Source organism: Amycolatopsis pretoriensis (assembly GCF_900107925.1).
Classification (GTDB): domain Bacteria; phylum Actinomycetota; class Actinomycetes; order Mycobacteriales; family Pseudonocardiaceae; genus Amycolatopsis; species Amycolatopsis pretoriensis.
On sequence record NZ_FNUJ01000009.1, the window covers coordinates 296,840 to 315,515 of the forward strand.

An 18,676-nucleotide genomic window follows, 5' to 3' on the forward strand; every position below is an offset into this window, starting at 1 on the left:
GTGGCACCCTGGTGCGGTGGACCGGGTGAAGAACGACGCGCGAGGCGAAGATCGGCGGGCTCCCCACCGCGCCTCCAGCCGTCGTACCCCGGATTCCGGTGACGCGCCGCGGACCGGTCAGTACCGCCCTTCCCGGCCGTCGGCCGCACAGCGCGTCGGCGAGGACCGCTACCGCCCCGGCGGGCGGCGGACCAGCGCCGAGCCGCTGAGCGCGTCCTGGAAGCCGCACGTCGACACGCCGAGCGAGAAGCCGGAGCCGGCGAAAGCCACCGGCATCGCGAAGCTCACCAAGACCTACGGCTGGCGCGTCTACGCGCTGCCGATCCTCGTGGTGCTGACCGTGCTCGTCCTGGTCAACACCGCGAACAGCCCGGCCGAGCCGATCGCCGAGCAGAGCGCCCCGGCCGACGTCGAGTCGGCGGGCGGCGACGCCGCGGGCGGCGCGATCGACGGCAACGGCGAGCAGGCCATCCCGGAGAACCCGGCCACGCCGGTCGACCTCAAGGTGCCGACCGCCGACCTGCCCGAGGGCACCCCGTTCACCCAGGCCGGCGCCGGCAAGTGGCACGTCGTGCCGGGCACCGGCCCGAAGGTCGGCAGCGGGAAGCTCTACACCTACACCGTCGAGGTGGAGGACGGGATCGACCCGGCGAGCTACGCGGGTGACGACGCTTTCGCGACCGCCGTCCAGGGCACGCTGTCCGATCCCAAGAGCTGGACGTGGGACGGCAAGATCGCGCTGCAGCGCGTCGACGCCAACTTCCCGAACCCGTCGTTCAAGGTGAGCCTCACCACGCCCGAGACGACGCACCGCGCCGACGCCTGCGGGTTCCAGATCACCTTCGAGGCCTCCTGCTACCGCAAGAGCCTCAGCCGCGTGCTGATCAACCTGGCCCGCTGGGTGCGCGGCGCGAAGGCGTTCGGCGCCGACATGACCGGGTACCGGCAGTACGCCATCAACCACGAGGTCGGGCACGCCCTGGGCAACCAGCACGTCGGCTGCGGCGGCAACGGCCAGCCCGCGCCGGTGATGATGCAGCAGTCGTTCGGCGTGTCCGACGACTACGTGTCGATGCTCAACGACATCCCCGGCGGCGACAAGGGCAAGGTCGCCAAGGACGGCCGCGTCTGCGTCCCCAACGCCTGGCCGAACCCGACTCCGAAGAAGCAGTAGCTCTTCTCACCATCTGGACGCGGGAAGGCTTATTTGCCTGCGGGCGTTGTGCATAGTGGGATGGACGCGATCCGCGCGCGAGATGGAGGACCCATGTCAGCACTGCCGCCGCTCGTCGAGCCGGCTGCCGAGCTCACCAAGGAAGAGGTGGCCCGGTACAGCCGGCACCTGATCATCCCCGACGTCGGGGTGAACGGGCAGAAGCGGCTGAAGAACGCCAAGGTCCTGGTGATCGGCGCGGGCGGCCTCGGCAGCCCCGCGCTGCTGTACCTGGCCGCGGCCGGCGTCGGCACGCTCGGCATCGTCGACTTCGACGTCGTGGACGAGTCGAACCTGCAGCGCCAGGTCATCCACGGCCAGTCGGACATCGACAAGCTGAAGGCCGCGTCCGCGCAGGAGTCGATCGCGGAGATCAACCCGCTGGTCAAGGTGCACCTGCACACCGACCGGCTGGACTCCTCGAACGCGCTCGAGATCTTCGAGCAGTACGACCTCATCGTCGACGGCACCGACAACTTCGCCACGCGCTACCTGGTGAACGACGCCGCGGTGCTGCTGGGCAAGCCGTACGTCTGGGGCTCGATCTTCCGGTTCGAGGGCCAGGTCAGCGTCTTCTGGGAGGACGCGCCGAACGGCAAGGGCCTCAACTACCGCGACCTCTACCCGGAGCCGCCGCCCCCGGGCATGGTCCCCTCCTGCGCCGAGGGTGGCGTGCTGGGCGTGCTGTGCGCGTCGATCGGCTCGATCATGGTGACCGAGGCGATCAAGCTCATCACCGGCATCGGCGAGACGCTGCTCGGGCGGCTCATCAGCTACGACGCGCTGGAGATGAAGTACCGTGAGGTCAAGATCCGCAAGGACCCGGAGACCCCGAAGATCACCGAGCTGATCGACTACGAGGCGTTCTGCGGCGTGGTTTCGGACGAGGCGGCTTCCGCGGCGTCCGGCAGCACGATCACGCCGGCGGAGCTCAAGGCCAAGTTCGACAGCGGTGAGAACTTCGCCCTGATCGACGTCCGGGAGCCGCACGAGTACGAGATCGTCAACATCAAGGGCGCGACGCTGATCCCGAAGGACCGGATCCTGTCGGGCGAGGCGCTGGCCGAGCTGCCGCAGGACAAGCCGATCGTCCTGCACTGCAAGTCGGGCGCGCGGTCGGCGGAGGCCCTCGCGGCCCTGCACGCGGCCGGTTTCAAGGACGCGACGCACCTCGGCGGTGGCGTGCTGGCCTGGGCCAAGCAGATCGACCCGAGCCTGCCGACCTACTGACAGTTGTCTCCCGGGAAGGCCGTCTCCGGCATCGGAGGCGGCCTTCCGCGTGTTTCGTCCGAGTTCTAAAACACTCTGTGACCAGCGCGTCTTCTCGTTCGTGGACCGTCCGGCCGGGTACCGTCGGCAGTTGTGCGGACAACCCTCGAACGCCCTCCGGAGCACGTCTGTGCGGCCTTCGGCGGTCTCGGCGACGCCGCCGAACCGCTGCCGGACTCGACGGCGTGGCGCGGCGGCGACCTCGTGTTCAAGCCGGTCACGGACAAGGCCAGGACACTGTGGACGGCCCGCGCGCTCGACTACGCGGACGAGCCGGGCCTGCGCGTCGCGAAGCCGGTCCGCTCGACCGACGGCCGCTGGATCGTCGGCGGCTGGACGGCGTCCCGGTTCGTGTCCGGAACGCCCGAGCACCGCGGCGACGCGTCGGTGCTGGCGGCGGTGAAGCTGCACCGCGCAACGATGGGGCTGCCCCGCCCGGAGTTCCTCGCGAGCCGGCGTGACGTGGACGCGACCGCCGACCGGGTCGCGTGGGAGGAACTCGAAGTTCCCCTGGAGGAAACGAAGGGCGGCCGCTGGTTCGAGGTCCTGGCCGCCGCCCGCCGCCCGATCAAGCTGCCGCTGCAGGTGGCGCACGGAGAGCTCCTGGCGGGATTGCTGTTCGACGGCGACGCGGCCCCGGGGGTGGTGGACTTCGTCCCGTACTACCGCCCGGGCGAGTACGGCGCGGCGATCGTGGCGGTGGACGCGCTGGCGTGGGGCGGAGCATCGCGGGAGCTGCTGGAGCGATGGGCGCACCTGCCGGAGTGGCCGCAGCTGCTGTTGCGCGCGGTGTTGTTCCGGTTGGCATCGAACGCGCTGAACCCCCGTTCGACGCAAGCCTCGTTGGACGGCCTGCGGGCGGCGGCCCGAGAAGTCAGCGGGATTCTGTAACCCCGGTCACGTACCTCACCGCCGGGGACCCGTGATTCCCGCCGCAATGTCAACTGCCTGAAACATTCCGTCGAATCCGCTTAACACGGCCTCCTTAGCGTCAGGGCATCCCCGAACCGCCGAGGAGGTGCCCGTGCCGCAGGTCGACACCCACTGCCCGTACTGCGCGCTGCAGTGCGGCATGACCCTCGACGGCTCGCGCGTCGCGCCGCGGGACTTTCCCGTCAACGCCGGGGGCCTGTGCCAGAAGGGCTGGACCTCCGGCAGTCTCCTCACGAGCCCGCGGCGCCTGACCACCCCGATGATCCGCGTCGACGGGGCTCTCGAGCCCGTCAGCTGGGACTTCGCCCTCGACTTCGTGGCCCGGAAACTCACGGAGCTGCAGGAACGACACGGTCCCGACGCCGTCGCGATCTTCGGCGGCGGTGGCCTCACCAACGAGAAGGCTTACCTGCTCGGCAAGTTCGCCCGCGTCGCGCTCGGCACCTCTCAGATCGACTACAACGGCCGCTTCTGCATGTCGTCGGCCGCCGCGGCCGGGACCAAGGCCTTCGGGGCCGATCGCGGGATGCCCTTCCCCGTCACCGATCTCAAGAACGCCGACGTCGTGCTGCTCGCCGGGGCCAACCCGGCCGAGACCATGCCGCCGTTCACCCAGCACCTGCGCGGGGCCGACCTGATCGTCGTCGACCCGCGGCGCACCCCCACCGCCGAGCTCGCGAGCCTGCACCTCGCCCCCGCGCCCGGCACGGACCTCGCGCTGGCGCTGGGCATCCTGCACGCCGTCGTCGAAGGCGGCCACCTCGCCCAGTCCTATGTGGACGCCCGAACGAACGGGTTCGAGGACGCCTGGCGGATCGCCGCGAGCTGGTGGCCCGAACGCGCCGAGCGCGTCACCGGGGTCTCGGCCGCCGACATGCGCCTCGCCGCCGCGAAACTCGCCAACGCCCGCAACGTCTACATCCTGACCGCCCGCGGCGCCGAGCAGCACGCCACCGGCACCGCGACCGTCGGCGGCTGGATCAACCTCGCCCTCGCGCTGGGCCTGCCCGGCCGCGCCGGCTCCGGTTACGGCTGCCTGACCGGGCAGGGCAACGGCCAGGGCGGGCGAGAGCACGGCCAGAAGGCCGACCAGCTGCCCGGCTACCGCAAGCTCGACGACCCCGCCGCGCGCGAGTACGTCGCCGGCGTCTGGGGCGTCGACCCGGACAGCCTGCCCGGCCCCGGCCGCTCGACCAGTGAGCTGCTCGAAGCGCTCGGCCAGGAGGACGGCCCGAAGGCGCTGATGGTGTTCGGCAGCAACGTCGTCGTCTCAGCGCCGCGGTCTCAGCGGGTCCAGGATCGACTGTCCGCTTTGGACTTCCTCGTTGTCGCCGACTTCGTGCTGTCGGAGACCGCCGCGCTGGCCGACGTCGTCCTGCCGGTCACCCAGTGGGCCGAGGAGGACGGCACGCTCACCAACCTCGAAGGCCGCGTCCTGCTGCGCCGCAAAGCCATCGACCCACCGCCGGGTGTCCGGTCCGATCTGGACGTCCTCAACGGACTCGCGCGACGACTGGGACGACCGGGTTTCCCGGCGGACGCCGAGACGGTGTTCGAGGAGCTGCGGATCGCGTCCAAGGGCGGGATCGCCGACTACTCCGGTGTCAGCTACCAGCGTCTCCGCGATGGCGAGGCCCTGCACTGGCCGGTCCCCGAAAACGACCACCCCGGTACGCCGCGGATGTTCCTCGAGTCGTTCGCCCACCCCGACGGGCGCGCGCGGTTCGTGCCGGTCGAGCACACCGGCCCGGCCGAGCTGCCCGACGACGAGTTCCCGTTGCAGGCCACCACCGGGCGCGTCCTGCAGCAGTACCAGTCCGGCGCGCAGACGCGGCTGATCAAGGAGCTCAACGACGTCGTCCCCGAAGCCTTCGTCGAAGTCCACCCGGACACGGCCAAGCGGGCCGGTCTCGAAGAAGGCGATCCTGCCCGCATCCGGTCGCGCCGGGGCGAGACGATCGCCAAGGTCCGGTTCGTGCAGTCGCTCAGGCCGGATCTCGTCTTCCTGCCGTTCCACTTCCCCGGTGAGCAGCGCGCCAACCTGTTCACCAACCCGGCGCTCGACCCGGTCAGCCGGATGCCGGAGTTCAAGGTGTGTGCCGTGTCCTTGTCTACTGTGGATGGTGCCGCATGAGCCCCCGTGAAGTCGTCATCGTCGGGTACGGCATGGCCGGCGCCCGGCTGGCCGACGAGATCCGCCGCCGCGACCCGATCGCCGAACGTGTCCGCCTGACCGTCCTCGGCGCCGAAAAGCACGCCGCCTACAACCGCGTCCTCCTCTCCGCCGTCGTCGCCGGCGGGATGAGCGCCGAAAGCGTCCGCCTGCACGACGACGAATGGGCCGCGCGCCACAACATCGACCTGCGGCTCGGGGTCGACGTCACCCGCATCGACCGCGGGAAGCGCTGCGTCGAACTCGCCGACGGATCCACAGTGGACTACGACGCCCTGGTCCTCGCGACCGGCGCCAACCCGTGGATCCCGCCCGTCGAAGGCCTCGAAGCCGGGCCGGGTGTGGTCGCCTTCCGCAGCCTCGACGACTGCGCCAAGATCCTCGACGCCGCCCGCTTCGGCGCGCCGGTCGCCGTCCTCGGCGGCGGCCTGCTCGGCCTCGAAGCCGCCCGCGGGCTGGCCGGGCGCGGCAACCAGGTGACCGTCGTGCACCCGCTCGGGCACGTCATGGAACGCCAGCTCGACCCGGCCGCCGGGCACGTACTGGCCCGGCAGCTCACCGACATGGGCGTCACGTTCAAGTTCGGCGCCACCGCCGCCCGCTACCTGCCCGGCGACGGCCTCAAGCTCGACGACGGCACGCTCGTCCCGGCCGACCTCGTCGTGGTCGCCGCCGGCGTCCGCGCCGAGACGGCCCTGGCCGCCGACGCCGGGCTGGACGTCGACATGGGGATCCTCGTCGACGACGTCCTGCGCACCAGCGACGGCCGCATCCACGCCCTCGGCGACTGCGCCCGCCACCCCGGCGCGCCGGCCGGGCTGATCCAGCCCGCGTGGGAGCAGGCCGAGGTCCTCGCCGACGTCCTGACCGGGACGAACGCGGCCGCCCGCTACCGCGGCACGACGGCCGTCACCCGGCTGAAGGCCCGCGGCATCGACCTCGCCGCACTCGGCGAGACGCAGCTCGACGCCGGTACCCCGGACGTCGAGGTGCTCACCTTCAACGACCCCACCGGCGGGCGCTACGGCAAGCTCGTCGTCCGCGAAAACCGTGTCACCGGCGCGATCCTGCTCGGCCTGCCGGACGCGGCCGCGTCGATCACCCAGTTCCACGACCGTGGCACGCCGTTGCCCGAGGACCGGCTGTCGGTCCTGCTGGGCCGCGCGCTGGCCGGTGGTGCGACCCCGGCGGCCAGCCCGGCCGACCTGCCCGCGGCGGCGGTCATCTGCCGCTGCAACAACGTCACCAAGGGCCGGCTGATCGAGGCCTGGAAGGCCGGGGCCACCGACACTCCCGCACTGGCGCGGGCCACGCGAGCGACGACGGGCTGCGGCGGGTGCACCGACACCGTCGGCGGCATCGCCAACTGGCTCGCGGCGCAATGACCGACCCGACCCGCTCTGAGGAGAACCCCGTGGCACACCAAGGAAAGCACTGGATCGAGCACTGGGAGCCGGAGAACGAGGAGTTCTGGGAGGCGACCGGCAAGAAGGTCGCGCGCCGGAACCTCTGGTTCTCGGTGCTGGCCGAGCACATCGGCTTCTCGGTCTGGACACTGTGGTCGGTCATCGTCCTGTTCATGGGCAAGGACTACGGTTTCTCCGCCGCCGACAAGTTCCTCCTCGTCTCGACGCCGACGCTGATCGGCGGCCTGATGCGGCTGCCCTACACCTTCGCCGTGGCGAAGTTCGGCGGTCGCAACTGGACGATCGTCAGCGCCGTCCTGCTGCTGATCCCGACGATCCTCGCGGCCGTCGTGCTGCACCCCGGTACGTCGCTCGGCACGTTCCTGCTGGTCGCGGCGCTCGGCGGCGTCGGCGGCGGCAACTTCGCGTCGTCGATGACGAACATCAACGCCTTCTACCCCGAGAAGCACAAGGGCTGGGCCCTCGGCCTCAACGCCGGCGGCGGAAACCTCGGCGTCGCCGCGATCCAGCTCGTCGGGTTGCTGGTGATCGGCACGGCGGGGGCGACCGCGCCACGGGTGGTGCTCTTCGTCTACCTGCCGCTGATCGTCGTCGCAGCGGTGTGCGCGTACTTCTACATGGACAACCTCGCCACGATGAAGGGCGACACCAAGGCGATGCGCGAGGTCGTCAAGGACCCGCACACCTGGGTCATGTCGTTCCTCTACGTCGGCACGTTCGGCTCGTTCATCGGCTACAGCTTCGCCTTCGGCCTGGTGCTGCAGAACCAGTTCGGCCGCACGCCGTTGCAGGCGGCCGCGGTGACGTTCCTCGGCCCGCTGCTCGGCTCGCTCTCGCGGCCGACCGGCGGCTGGCTGGCCGACCGGATCGGCGGGGGCAAGATCACCTTCTTCACGTTCATCGGGATGGCGCTGGCCACGGTCGTGCTGATCCTCGCGTCGACGTCGAAGTCCCTCGCACTGTTCACGATCGCGTTCATCGTGTTGTTCGTGCTCACCGGCGTCGGCAACGGCTCGACCTACAAGATGATCCCGGCGATCTTCCGCGCCAAGGCGAAGGTCGCGATCTCGAACGGTGCCGAAGAGGCGGCCGAGCTGCTGAAGGCGCGACGCCTGTCGGGTGCGCTGATCGGCCTGGCCGGCGCGATCGGCGCCGAGGGCGGGCTGTTCATCAACCTCGCCTTCCGGCAGTCGTTCGCCGACGCGCACAGCGGCGTTCCCGCGTTCATCGGATTCCTCGTCTTCTACGGGTTGTGCTTCGCCGTCACCTGGGCGGTTTACCTGCGCAAGCCCGCCGAACAGCCCACGAGTGAGCGCGGTCTGGCGCTCGCGGGAGCGGAGGTCTGAGATGCCCACCCTGGTCGTCGCCGGACACGGCATGGTCGCCCACCGGCTCGTGGAGGCGGTGCGCGCGGAAGACCCTTCCGGCAACTGGCACGTCGTCGTCCTGTCCGAGGAGCCGCGCCCGGCGTACGACCGGGTGGCGCTCACGTCCTACGTGGACACCTGGGACCCGGCTTCGCTGGCGCTGCCCGGCTCGGACTACGCGGGCGATTCCTTTGTGGATCTCCGGCTCGGCCAGCTGGCGGTTTCGGTGGACCGGGCTTCGAAGACGGTCACCACGGCCTCCGGTGACGTCGTCTCCTACGACGCTTTGGTGCTGGCCACCGGCTCGCGGCCGTTCGTGCCGCCGGTGCCGGGTCACGACCTGCCCGGCTGCTTCGTCTACCGGACGATCGAGGACCTCGACGCGATCCGCGCGGCCGCGGTCGACAAGCCGGGCCGCGGGCGCCGCTCGGCGGTCGTCATCGGTGGTGGCCTGCTCGGCCTGGAGGCCGCGAAGGCGTTGCGGGACATGGGACTCTCGCCCCACGTCGTCGAGATGGCGCCGCGGCTGATGCCGCTGCAGGTCGACGAGGGCGGCGGGTCGCTGCTGCGGCGGCTCATCACGAACCTCGACGTGACCGTCCACACGGGAACGTCGACCGACGCCATCGAAGCGGACGGCTCCCGGCTGCTGGCCAAGCTGGGCAACGGAACCGAGCTCGACGTCGACCTCGTCGTGTTCTCCGCCGGTGTCCGGCCGCGCGACGACCTCGCCCGGCAGTCCGGGCTCGAGGTCGGTCCGCGCGGCGGGGTGCTGACGGACTCGTCGTGCCGCACCAGCGACCCGGCGGTGTTCGCGATCGGCGAGTGCGCGGCGGTCGACGGCCGCGTGTACGGCATCGTCGCGCCCGGCTACGCGATGGCCGAGATCGTCGCGGCCCAGCTGACCGGCGGTGCCGGGGAGTTCCCGGAGCCGGACACGTCCACGAAGCTGAAGCTGATGGGCGTCGACGTGGCGTCCTTCGGGGACGCGCACGCGGCCACCGAGGGTGCGCTGGAGGTCGCGGTCAACGACGCGGTCGCCGGGACGTACAAGAAGCTCGTGGTCACCGACGACGGCAAGACGCTGCTCGGCGGGGTGCTCGTCGGCGACGCGACCGAGTACAACACGCTGCGGGCGCTGGTCGGCCGTCCGCTGCCGGCCGAGCCGGGCGCGATCCTCGCGCCGGCGGGTGGCGGCGCCGCGGTCGGCGTCGACGCGCTGCCCGACGCCGCGCAGATCTGTTCGTGCAACGCGGTTTCCAAGGGCGCGATCACCCGCGCGATCCACGAGGACGGCTGCGACAGCGTTCCGAAGCTCAAGGCGTGCACGCGCGCCGGAACCGCGTGCGGCTCGTGCGTCCCGCTGCTCGGCAAGCTGCTGAGCGCGGCCGGCGTCGAGCAGTCCAAGGCCGTCTGCGAGCACTTCCCGCAGTCGCGGGCGGAGCTGTTCGAGATCGTGCAGGCGACGCGGATCACGACGTTCAGCGAGCTGATCGGCCGGTACGGCTCGGGCAGCGGGTGCGCGATCTGCAAGCCGGTGGTGGCGTCCATTTTGGCCACTCTCGGCAACGGCCACGTGCTCGGCGGCGAGCAGATGACGTTGCAGGACACCAACGACCGGTACCTGGCGAACCTGCAGCGCAACGGCACGTATTCGGTGGTGCCCCGGATCCCGGGCGGCGAGATCACGCCGGACAAGCTGATCGTGATCGGTGAGGTGGCCCGCGACTTCGGGCTGTACACCAAGATCACCGGCGGTCAGCGGATCGACCTGTTCGGAGCCACCGTGGACCAGCTGCCGCTGATCTGGCGCCGGCTGGTGGACGCCGGGTTCGAGTCCGGGCACGCGTACGGCAAGGCGTTGCGGACGGTCAAGTCGTGCGTCGGGTCGACGTGGTGCCGCTACGGCGTGCAGGACAGCGTCGGGCTGGCGATCGAGCTGGAGCTGCGCTACCGCGGTTTGCGGTCGCCGCACAAGCTCAAGTCGGCGGTCTCCGGGTGCGCGCGGGAGTGCGCGGAGGCGCGGAGCAAGGACTTCGGCATCATCGCCACGGAGAACGGCTGGAACCTCTACGTCGGCGGCAACGGCGGCACGACCCCGCGGCACGCCGACCTTCTGGTGTCCGATGTGGACACATCGACGTTGATTCGCACGATCGACCGGTTCCTCATGTTCTACGTCCGCACCGCCGACCGGCTGCAGCGGACGGCGCCCTGGATCGAGGAGCTCGACGGCGGCCTCGACCACCTGCGCGCGGTGATCGTCGACGACTCGCTCGGCATCTGCGAGGACCTCGACGCGGCGATGGCCAAGCACGTCGACAACTACGCCGACGAGTGGAAGGGCGTGCTGGAGGACCCGGAGAAGCTGGCCCGGTTCACCTCCTTCGTCAACGCGCCGGGCACGCCCGACCCGGCGATCTCGTTCCGCTCGGAGCGGGAGCAGAAGGTCCCGGTCATGCTGGGAGTTCCGGAGGTGCGGCGATGACGACGTCGGTTCGAACATGGACGGCGGTCTGCGCCGCCGACGCGGTGCCGGAGTACGCGGGGGTGGCGGCGCTGCTCGACGGCGTGCAGGTGGCGATCTTCCACCTGCCGGGCGACCGCTGGTACGCACTGTCCAATTGGGACCCGTGCAGCGGCGCGGCGGTGCTCTCGCGCGGCATCGTCGGTGACGCCGGTGGCCTGCCGGTGGTCGCGTCGCCGGTCTACAAGGAACGGTTCGCGCTCGACAGTGGACAGTGCCTGGACGATCCGGGTGTGACGGTCGCGGTGTACGGCGTGCGCGTGCGAGGGGGCGTGGTCGAAGTGGAGAGCCCGTGATCCTGCCGCTGACCGGGTTCGTGGTCGGCATCACCGCGGCGCGCCGGGCGGACGAGCTCGGCGCGCTGCTGGTGCGCAAAGGGGCGAGCGTCCGCTACGGCCCGGCGATCCGGATCGTCCCGCTGACGGACGATACGGAGCTGCACAAGGCGACGTCGCGGCTGCTGGAGTCGCAGGTGGACACCGTGGTGGCGACGACGGGCATCGGCTTCCGCGGCTGGCTCGAGGCGGCCGAGGGCTGGGGGCTGGGAGACGCGCTGCTGGCGCGCCTTTCGTCGGCTTCGCTGCTGGCGCGTGGACCGAAGGTAACGGGAGCGATCCGCGCGGCGGGCCTGTCGGAGGCGTACTCGCCGGCGTCGGAGAGCAACGCGGAGTTGTTGCAGCACTTGCTCTCTTCGGACGTGTCGGGCAAGCGGATCGCGGTGCAGCTGCACGGCGAGCCGTTGCCGTACTTCGTGGACGCCCTGCGCGCGGCGGGGGCGGAAGTCGTCGAGGTGTCGGTGTACCGCTGGGTCGGCCCGGCGGATCCGGGCCCGGTGGACCGGTTGCTGGACGGAGTATTGGACGGATCGATCCACGCGCTGCCGTTCACGAGCGCCCCGGCGGTGGCATCGCTGCTGGCGTTGGCCCGGCGGACGGGCAGGCTGCCGGGGTTGGTTTCGGCGTTGTCGGGTCCTTGCGTCGCGGCGTGCGTCGGGCCGATCACGGCGGGCCCGCTGGCGGCGCTGGGGGTGCCGACGGTCCAGCCGCACCGGGCGCGGATCGGAGCGTTGGCCCGGACGGTGTCGGAGACGTTGCTGGCCCGGTCGCCCCGGTTTTCGGCGGGAGGGTTGTCGATCGAGCTGCGGGGTCAGGCCGCGGTGGTGGACGGCGAGTGGCGCGAGGTGGCCCCGGCGCCGATGGCGTTGTTGAGGGCGCTGGCAGCGTCCCCGGGGCGGGTGGTGTCGCGACGGGAGTTGATATCGGCGTTGCCGGGAGGCGGGGAGGAGCACGCGGTGGAGACGGCGATCGGCCGGCTGCGGACTTCCCTCGGGGGCGGTCGGGTGGTGCAGACGGTGGTCAAGCGGGGGTACCGGTTGGCGGTGGACGCCTGAACTCGTTCGGTTCGGCCGGACGGGCGATCCCGGCTGATGCTTGTCGGTCGGCCGGCACCGGAGACGACCTGACCATCCACGCGACCACCGCCTACGGCGACATCGATGCCGCCGGGCGGTGACCGTCAGCCGACCCAGGAGACGGCGTGCTTCTCGAACCCCCGCGTCGCCGCGACCCGCGCCGCCTCGGCCTCCGCTTCCTCGCGGACGGCCGGGCGGAGCGGGTCGAACGCCGTCACCGTGAACGTCAGCTTCGCGCCGCTGCCCTTCGTGCGCCACGTGCCCGCGATGTCGCCGTCCGCGACGAGCACCCCCGGGTTGCCCAGCATCTTCCAGACTTCCTTGCGGCGCGCCGGATCCGGGACCAGCAACGCCTTGTCGCGGGCCTGGATGAACGGGTCCAGCGGCGGCAGCAGCCGCACCACCTCCGGCTCCGGCGGGTTTTCCAGCGCCGCCAAGCGGTCCTCCGGCAAGTAGCGCGTCTTGCCTTCGACCTTCACCGACGCCAGGTCCGCCGGCCACGTCTTGTCGACCACCGCGCGAGCCGTCCCGACGTACTCCGCCGCTTCCCCCGGGGACGCCGGGCCGTTCAACCGCAGGTAGTCCAGCACCACCTTCTCCGCGGCCGCCGGGTCCGGCGTGCGGCGCGCGCGGCCCCGGCCCTCCAGCGGCGCCAGCGTCGCCGGGGACGCGCCGGCCACCAGCCGGACGCCCGCGTGGGGTGTCGCGATGCGCATCAGCTGCTCGTGGATGTGCGTCGCGTTGCAGCCGCGGCACCAGCGGGCGAACTCCGGCGGCAGCTTCTTCGTCACCGCTGTCGACACCGCGCCCTTCGTCATCGGCTCCTTGACCACCGCGCGCAGGGCCGCCGCCGCCGTGAAGACCACTTCGGACGCCGCCAGGCCGGTCGCCGCCAGTTCCTTGCGCTGCCACAACATCCGGGCCAGCGCGTCCGCGTCGTCCAGCGGGACGAGCGCCCGGATCACCTCCGGCAGGTCCGTGCGGAGGTGGTAGTGCGGCGCGCCGCGCAGCGTCCAGGCGAGGACCAGCCGCTCGTCGTCCACAAGGGACACGTCGCCGTCGAGCCGGGCGGCGAGGGCGAGCAGCGCGGTGTCGCGCATGCTGTCCTGCAGCCCGGCCCGGACGACCGCGAGGTCGGCCACGTCCTTCGCGGTGCGGTGCAAGCCGTGCTCGGCGATGCGGTAGGCGAGTACCTGACGACGGTCCACTTGCGACTCCTAGAAAGCGTACTCGAACGTGTAGCCCACCTTGTCCTCGCCCAGCGCGCCGCCGGCGGTGCCGCTGCCGGTCAGCCCGGCGAGCCCGCCGGTGCCCGAGCCGGGGACGACGGTGAACGTCGAAGCGATGCCCTTGGCGTCGAACGTGTACTCGTGGCGCACGATGAACGTCCCTTCGCGACCGTCGACCTTGCCCTCGATGCGCTCGAAGCTCGGCGACGTCGTCTGCCCGCTGTCGTAGCCCTCGCCCGCGTAGTACAGCAGAAGGTCGCAGATCGACTCACCCTCGATGACGCCTTCATACGCGAACGTGGCGTGCGCGTAGGCCACGCGCGGGCCGCCGTCGGTGCCGCTGACGATCTTTTCTTCCCAGTTCTTCGTCGTGAATCCGTTCATGGGAGCCACCCTGCCGGACATACCTGTCAGCTTGTGTCAGGTTTTTCTGCCAAACTGGATTTCATGCGCGCCAGCCGGCTCCTGTCCGTCCTCCTGCTGCTGCAGAACCGCGGCCGGATGACGGCCGAAGAGCTGGCCGAGGAGCTCGAGGTCTCGGTGCGCACGGTCTACCGGGACATCGACGCGCTCTCGGCGTCCGGCGTCCCGGTGTACGCCGACCGCGGCCGGACCGGCGGATATCGCCTGGTCGACGGCTACCGCACGCGGCTCACGGGGATGACCGAGGAGGAGGCGCAGTCGCTGTCGCTGGCGGGGCTGCCCGTCGCGGCGGCCGAGCTGGGGCTGGGCACCGTCCTGGCCGCGGCCCAGCTCAAGCTGTACGCCGCGCTGCCGCAGGAGCTGCGCGACCGCGCCGGGCGCGTCGCCGAACGGTTCTACCTGGACGTCCCCGGCTGGCACCGGGGCATCGAAAGCCTGCCGGCGCTGTCGGCGATCGCCGACGCCGTGTGGTCGTCGCACCGGATCCGGATCCGCTACGAGCGGTGGGGGCAGCGCGTGGTCGAGCGGGACGTCGAGCCGCTGGGCCTGATCCTCAAAGCGGGCAACTGGTACCTCGCGGGGCGCTGCGAGGGTACGGACCGTACCTACCGAATCTCGCGGGTGCTGGAGCTGACGGACCTGGGGGAGGAGTTCGAGCGGCCGGCGGGGTTCGACCTCGCCGCCTATTGGCAGGAGTGGTCCGAGCAGTTCGAACGCCGGATGTTCCCGCGGGTGGCCGTGGTGCGGCTGTCACCGCGGGCGCAGGCTCTCGTACCGTTCTACGCGGGTTCGGTCGGCGCCCGCGCGCTGCGTGCGGCGACCGGCGAACCGGACGCGGACGGCTGGCTCACCGTGGAGCTGCCGGTGGAGCCGGGCGAACCGGCGATCGGCGAGCTGCTGCGGTTCGGGCCGCACCTGGAGGTCCTGGAACCGGCGGACCTGCGCGCGGAGCTGGCGCAAGCGATCGAGGAGATGGGCGCGTTCTATGGGTGAGCTGAGCGGGATCACGATCGGGGTGACGGCCGAGCGCCGCGCGGAGGACTTCATCGCGGCCCTCGAACGCCACGGCGCCGAGGTCCGCCACGCACCGACGATCACGATCGTGCCGCTGGACACCGACCCGGAACTGAAGGCCGCCACCCTGAAACTCGTGATGTCGCCGGTCGACATCACCATCGTGACCACCGGCGCGGGCTTCCGCGGCTGGCTCGACGCGGCCGAGGGCTGGGGCCTCCGGCAGCCCCTGCTGGACCACCTCCGGGATTCCCGGATCTACGCCCGCGGCCCCAAAGCGGTGGGCGCGGTCCGCGGCGCGGGCCTGCGCGAGACGTTCTCGGCCGAGTCGGAGAGCAACGCCGAGCTCTTCGAAGCCGTCATGGCGGCGGACCTGCTCGGGCAGCGGACGGCGGTCCAGCTGCACGGAACTGCGCTGCCGGAGTTGACGGCGCCACTCGTGGAGGCCGGCGCCTGGCTGACTGAGGTGCAGCCGTACCGGTGGACTTCGCCGCCGGACGTGACACCGGTGTACGAGCTGATCGACGCGGCCGTGGCCGGGAAGCTCCAGGCGATCGCCTTCACGAGCGCGCCGGCGGCGGCGAACTTCTTGACGTTGGCCCGCACGTCCGGCCGGTACCAGCAGCTGCTGAGGGCGTTGCCCGGGATCGTGGTCGCCTGTGTGGGCCCGGTGACGGCGGCGCCGTTGGAAGCTGTCGGGGTGGAGACGGTCCAACCGGAGCGTCAGCGACTGGGAGCGTTGGTGAAGCTGCTGGTGACGACGCTGGGGGCTTAGCTGTCAAGTGCGCGGGCGGCTTTCGGCCGGAGTTGTCCACATCGGGTTCGGCCATCCACAGATTTGCTGCATCACCCGGTCGGGGCGGCCTCTGCCGGTAGACTGGGACAGGGCACGGCCCCCCTGGGTGTGGCGGGGCGTTGGTCCTCGGCGGTGGGCAGAAGCGGCCACCCCTCCGGGGAGTCCTCCCAAGCTTCCTGGCGGCCGAACGCCGTCAAATCCATCAGTGCGTAGCTGTAGTCCATCGCCTCCACGCCACGGCGTTTCGTCCAGTACGTCTCGAACACGCGCCCGCCGTCGCGCACGTAACAGACCAGATGGAACAGTCCGATCTCGCGCCCGACCAGCAGCTCCCGCAGCGACGATTGCGCCGAGTACCAAGGCATCCGCCAACCCATGAACCCCCGATAACGCAAGCTCTCCTCGTACGACGTCCGCGCGTCGGCCGGCTCGACACTGACGTTGCGGCCCTGGGAAAACACCGCATAAGTGATGTCCCGCGAGTGCAACGCCGACAGCTCCGCCACCTGGTTCGCGTAGAACGTGCAGCCCTCGCACTGCTCCGCCGCCGGGCGGCCCGGGTTCCACATGAAGTAGTACGCGATCAGCTGACGGCGGCCCTCGAACGCGTCCAGCAGCGTGACCGGACCCTCCGGGCCGAGCAGCGGAAGCGTCGCGTCCACCTCGACCGCCGGGAGACGCCGGCGGGCCGCCGCGATCGCGTCGCCTTCTCGGGTGTGGGCCTTTTCCCTGGCACGTAAGCGATCCAGGGAAGCTTCGAAAGTTTCGCGGTCGACGATCTCCATCAGGACTCCTCGGCGAAGCGTTTGATCTTGGCCAGGCGGCGGTCCCACTCGGCCGCGAGCGCCGCCATCCAGCGAGCCGTTGCGTCCAGCGCCTCGGGACGCACCGCGTAGCGGACCTCTCGGCCCGCCTTCACAGCTGAAACCAGGCCGGCCGCGTCGAGGACGGTCAGGTGCTTGACCACCGCCTGGCGCGACACCGGCAGCCCGGCCGCCAAGGTCGTCGCCGTGGCTTGGCCGTGGGCGGCGAGCAGGTCGAGCAGCCGGCGGCGGGTCGGGTCGGCCAACGCGGCGAGCACGCCGTCGACGACTTCGGTGGACATCAGCCGACGCGTGCGGCCAGTGCGGGCAGGCACTGCTCCCAGCCCGCCGTGTGGTCCTTGACCACGTTGGCGCGGTTCGCGTCGGACGTCGGCAGCTCGGTGAACCCGCTCTCGACCACGCGCAGCCGCGTGCCGTCGCCTTCGGGGGTCAGCGTGAACTCGACGAGCGTCGAGTTGCCGTCCCGCAGCTCCTCGCCGGGGAACGCGCTCACCCAGCGGTAGGCCAGGTAGTGCGGCGGGTCGACCTTCTCGACGCGGATCGGGAAGCCGCCGTGCTCCGAGTGCGTGACCACCAGGGTCCGGCCTTCTTCGGCGAGCGTGCCGTGGACGGTCTCGTCGTCCGTCGCCCAGAACCCGGGCTCGGCCACCAGCGGCCAGACCTTCTCCGGGGCGGCGGCGATCAGGATCTCGCGCTCGATCGGCATCGGCGAACTCCTCTCCTGTGCAACTCCAGGGTTGCACATCGGAGGGTCAGGTGCAACCCCGTGGTTGCGCGTTCAGTCGTCGGACGGCGGCGTCTCGCCCGCGTCCGCCGCGCGGACCGCCTCCCGGCTCGCCGCTTCCTCGCTGATCCCCGCGCGCCAGTAGCCGGTGAAGCAGATCCGCCGCTTGTCGACTTCCCGCTCGCGCACCAGGTGCCGCCGCACCAGCTTCACGACGCCCGCTTCGCCCGACACCCACGCGTACGGCGCTCCGCCGGGGAAGCTCGCCGCGCGCACCGCGTCGAGCAGCGCCTCGCCCATCGGGCGCGCCCCGCGGACCAGCCAGTGGACTTCGACCGCTCCGCGCGTCTCGAACGTCTGACGCTCGCCTCGCTCGGACACCTCGATGTACGCCGAAGCGCGCGTGCCCGCCGGGAGCCGCTCGATGATCGCGCCGATGGCGGGCAACGCCGTTTCGTCGCCGACCAGCAGCTGCCAGTCGGTGCCGCCGGGCACGTCGTACAGCCCGTACGGCCCGGTGAACGCCACCCGGTCGCCCGGGGCCGCGCGCGACGCCCACGCCGAAGCCGGCCCGGTGTCGCCGTGCAGCGCGAAGTCGACGTCGATCTCCGCCGCCTCGGGCCGGTGCGCCCGCACCGTGTACGTGCGCATCGGCGGCCGGACGTCGTCCGGCATCGCCAGGTACGTGCGGTACCACGACATGACGTCGGAGCCGCCCTCCGGCAGCCGCGGCTCCTCCTGGCCGCGCTGCGGGAAGAACGCCTTGACGTACTGGTCCGGCGCCCCGGCCGGCACTTCGCGGAAGCTCGCCGCTTCGAACGTCACGCGCACCATCTGCGGCGTGATCGGCCGGACCGCGGTCACCCGGGCCCGGTGGTACGTCAAAGCCGGCCGCTCCACCTGTGTCGTCATTAGGCGAGGCTAACCTAAAATTCAGCGGTCAGAACAGTCCCTCCTCACCGGGATCTTCGTCACCGTCGGGCCTCCAGCGGTACTTCCTCAAGTCGACGCGCTGACCGTCGGCCAGCACGCCTTCCGCACGCAGCCGCTCGAGCTGGTCGTGCACCAGGTGCGGCGCCGGGGTCCCGTTCGCGCGCAGGATCCGGTGCCACGGCAGGTCGTGCCCGTCCTCGGCCAGGATGGCGCCGACCATCCGCGGCGAGGGCGCGCCGGCGAGCGCCGCGATGTCGCCGTACGTGGCCACCGTGCCGGCCGGCACCGACTCGATGATCTCCCGCACGCGCTCGTGCAGAACGTCGTCCATACCGACACTCTGCCGGATGGGTACGACACTTTTGGTAGCCGTCCGCCGCACGAGCGAGGGCCTTCACCGAACACGCGCCCGA

18 protein-coding genes are annotated in these 18,676 nt (G+C 71.2%); 11 read left to right on the forward strand and 7 right to left on the reverse strand.

Annotation, left to right across the window (positions count from 1 at the left end):
- Positions 1-16 precede the first annotated feature (16 nt).
- The 9 genes from BLV96_RS37020 to BLV96_RS37060 all read left to right on the forward strand — a co-directional run bounded on the left by BLV96_RS37020 (position 17) and on the right by BLV96_RS37060 (position 12,299).
- Entirely contained in the window at positions 17-1,174 is a 1,158-nt protein-coding gene (locus tag BLV96_RS37020; RefSeq protein WP_086670795.1) for a DUF3152 domain-containing protein, read from the forward strand.
- A gap of 93 nt (positions 1,175-1,267) precedes the next feature.
- Positions 1,268-2,443, forward strand: coding sequence for an adenylyltransferase/sulfurtransferase MoeZ (gene moeZ, locus BLV96_RS37025; RefSeq protein WP_086670793.1), 1,176 nt, complete (start codon positions 1,268-1,270; stop codon positions 2,441-2,443).
- 132 nt (positions 2,444-2,575) lie between these two features.
- Positions 2,576-3,373, forward strand: coding sequence for a TIGR02569 family protein (locus BLV96_RS37030; RefSeq protein WP_086670791.1), 798 nt, complete (start codon positions 2,576-2,578; stop codon positions 3,371-3,373).
- 133 nt (positions 3,374-3,506) lie between these two features.
- Positions 3,507-5,549 (forward strand): molybdopterin oxidoreductase family protein, encoded by a 2,043-nt coding sequence (locus BLV96_RS37035; RefSeq protein ID WP_086670789.1) that lies wholly within the window; start codon positions 3,507-3,509, stop codon positions 5,547-5,549.
- Complete coding sequence (locus BLV96_RS37040) at positions 5,546-6,973, forward strand: FAD-dependent oxidoreductase (protein ID WP_086670786.1); 1,428 nt, start codon at positions 5,546-5,548, stop codon at positions 6,971-6,973. The genes BLV96_RS37035 and BLV96_RS37040 overlap by 4 nt, the downstream gene beginning before the upstream one ends.
- Complete coding sequence (locus BLV96_RS37045) at positions 6,970-8,361, forward strand: nitrate/nitrite transporter (protein WP_086670784.1); 1,392 nt, start codon at positions 6,970-6,972, stop codon at positions 8,359-8,361. The genes BLV96_RS37040 and BLV96_RS37045 overlap by 4 nt, the downstream gene beginning before the upstream one ends.
- A 1-nt stretch (position 8,362) precedes the next feature.
- On the forward strand, positions 8,363-10,870 hold the full coding sequence (nirB, locus tag BLV96_RS37050; RefSeq protein WP_086670782.1) for a nitrite reductase large subunit NirB: 2,508 nt from the start codon (positions 8,363-8,365) through the stop codon (positions 10,868-10,870).
- Positions 10,867-11,205 (forward strand): nitrite reductase small subunit NirD, encoded by a 339-nt coding sequence (nirD, locus tag BLV96_RS37055; protein ID WP_086670780.1) that lies wholly within the window; start codon positions 10,867-10,869, stop codon positions 11,203-11,205. The genes nirB and nirD overlap by 4 nt, the downstream gene beginning before the upstream one ends.
- On the forward strand, positions 11,202-12,299 hold the full coding sequence (locus BLV96_RS37060; protein WP_086670778.1) for a uroporphyrinogen-III synthase: 1,098 nt from the start codon (positions 11,202-11,204) through the stop codon (positions 12,297-12,299). Before nirD ends, BLV96_RS37060 begins: the two co-directional genes overlap by 4 nt.
- Before the next feature lie 125 nt (positions 12,300-12,424).
- Here the strand turns inward: BLV96_RS37060 and BLV96_RS37065 are convergent, their stop codons facing one another.
- Positions 12,425-13,528, reverse strand: a complete 1,104-nt coding sequence (locus BLV96_RS37065; protein ID WP_086670776.1) for a DNA glycosylase AlkZ-like family protein — start codon at positions 13,526-13,528, stop codon at positions 12,425-12,427.
- A 9-nt stretch (positions 13,529-13,537) separates the two neighbouring features.
- Positions 13,538-13,933 (reverse strand): DUF3224 domain-containing protein, encoded by a 396-nt coding sequence (locus BLV96_RS37070; RefSeq protein ID WP_167379859.1) that lies wholly within the window; start codon positions 13,931-13,933, stop codon positions 13,538-13,540.
- A 63-nt stretch (positions 13,934-13,996) separates the two neighbouring features.
- Here BLV96_RS37070 and BLV96_RS37075 point away from each other — a divergent pair, with 63 nt between their 5' ends.
- Positions 13,997-14,965 carry a helix-turn-helix transcriptional regulator gene (locus BLV96_RS37075; RefSeq protein ID WP_086670772.1) on the forward strand — a complete coding sequence of 323 codons (969 nt, stop codon included), beginning with the start codon at positions 13,997-13,999 and terminating at the stop codon, positions 14,963-14,965.
- Positions 14,958-15,761 carry a uroporphyrinogen-III synthase gene (locus tag BLV96_RS37080; RefSeq protein ID WP_086670771.1) on the forward strand — a complete coding sequence of 268 codons (804 nt, stop codon included), beginning with the start codon at positions 14,958-14,960 and terminating at the stop codon, positions 15,759-15,761. The genes BLV96_RS37075 and BLV96_RS37080 overlap by 8 nt, the downstream gene beginning before the upstream one ends.
- 71 nt (positions 15,762-15,832) lie before the next feature.
- Here the strand turns inward: BLV96_RS37080 and BLV96_RS37085 are convergent, their stop codons facing one another.
- From BLV96_RS37085 to BLV96_RS37105, 5 genes are all read right to left on the reverse strand, one after another.
- Entirely contained in the window at positions 15,833-16,567 is a 735-nt protein-coding gene (locus BLV96_RS37085; protein ID WP_086670769.1) for a DUF899 family protein, read from the reverse strand.
- Complete coding sequence (locus BLV96_RS37090; protein WP_086670767.1) at positions 16,567-16,887, reverse strand: ArsR/SmtB family transcription factor; 321 nt, start codon at positions 16,885-16,887, stop codon at positions 16,567-16,569. Before BLV96_RS37090 ends, BLV96_RS37085 begins: the two co-directional genes overlap by 1 nt.
- Positions 16,887-17,312 (reverse strand): SRPBCC domain-containing protein, encoded by a 426-nt coding sequence (locus BLV96_RS37095; protein ID WP_086670765.1) that lies wholly within the window; start codon positions 17,310-17,312, stop codon positions 16,887-16,889. The genes BLV96_RS37090 and BLV96_RS37095 overlap by 1 nt, the downstream gene beginning before the upstream one ends.
- A 72-nt stretch (positions 17,313-17,384) precedes the next feature.
- Positions 17,385-18,242, reverse strand: a complete 858-nt coding sequence (locus BLV96_RS37100; RefSeq protein ID WP_086670763.1) for a siderophore-interacting protein — start codon at positions 18,240-18,242, stop codon at positions 17,385-17,387.
- A gap of 28 nt (positions 18,243-18,270) precedes the next feature.
- Positions 18,271-18,594, reverse strand: a complete 324-nt coding sequence (locus tag BLV96_RS37105) for an MGMT family protein (RefSeq protein WP_086670761.1) — start codon at positions 18,592-18,594, stop codon at positions 18,271-18,273.
- Between the last annotated feature and the right edge of the window lie 82 nt (positions 18,595-18,676).

Coding starts and splice junctions, on each gene's coding strand:
- moeZ (WP_086670793.1), top strand. CDS start 1,268: ATGTCAGCACTGCCGCCGCTCGTCGAGCCGGCTGCCGAGCTCACCAAG.
- BLV96_RS37040 (WP_086670786.1), top strand. CDS start 5,546: ATGAGCCCCCGTGAAGTCGTCATCGTCGGGTACGGCATGGCCGGCGCC.
- BLV96_RS37045 (WP_086670784.1), top strand. CDS start 6,970: ATGACCGACCCGACCCGCTCTGAGGAGAACCCCGTGGCACACCAAGGA.
- nirB (WP_086670782.1), top strand. CDS start 8,363: ATGCCCACCCTGGTCGTCGCCGGACACGGCATGGTCGCCCACCGGCTC.
- nirD (WP_086670780.1), top strand. CDS start 10,867: ATGACGACGTCGGTTCGAACATGGACGGCGGTCTGCGCCGCCGACGCG.
- BLV96_RS37070 (WP_167379859.1), bottom strand. CDS start 13,933: ATGAACGGATTCACGACGAAGAACTGGGAAGAAAAGATCGTCAGCGGC.
- BLV96_RS37075 (WP_086670772.1), top strand. CDS start 13,997: ATGCGCGCCAGCCGGCTCCTGTCCGTCCTCCTGCTGCTGCAGAACCGC.
- BLV96_RS37080 (WP_086670771.1), top strand. CDS start 14,958: ATGGGTGAGCTGAGCGGGATCACGATCGGGGTGACGGCCGAGCGCCGC.
- BLV96_RS37085 (WP_086670769.1), bottom strand. CDS start 16,567: ATGGAGATCGTCGACCGCGAAACTTTCGAAGCTTCCCTGGATCGCTTA.
- BLV96_RS37090 (WP_086670767.1), bottom strand. CDS start 16,887: ATGTCCACCGAAGTCGTCGACGGCGTGCTCGCCGCGTTGGCCGACCCG.
- BLV96_RS37095 (WP_086670765.1), bottom strand. CDS start 17,312: ATGCCGATCGAGCGCGAGATCCTGATCGCCGCCGCCCCGGAGAAGGTC.
- BLV96_RS37100 (WP_086670763.1), bottom strand. CDS start 18,242: ATGACGACACAGGTGGAGCGGCCGGCTTTGACGTACCACCGGGCCCGG.
- BLV96_RS37105 (WP_086670761.1), bottom strand. CDS start 18,594: ATGGACGACGTTCTGCACGAGCGCGTGCGGGAGATCATCGAGTCGGTG.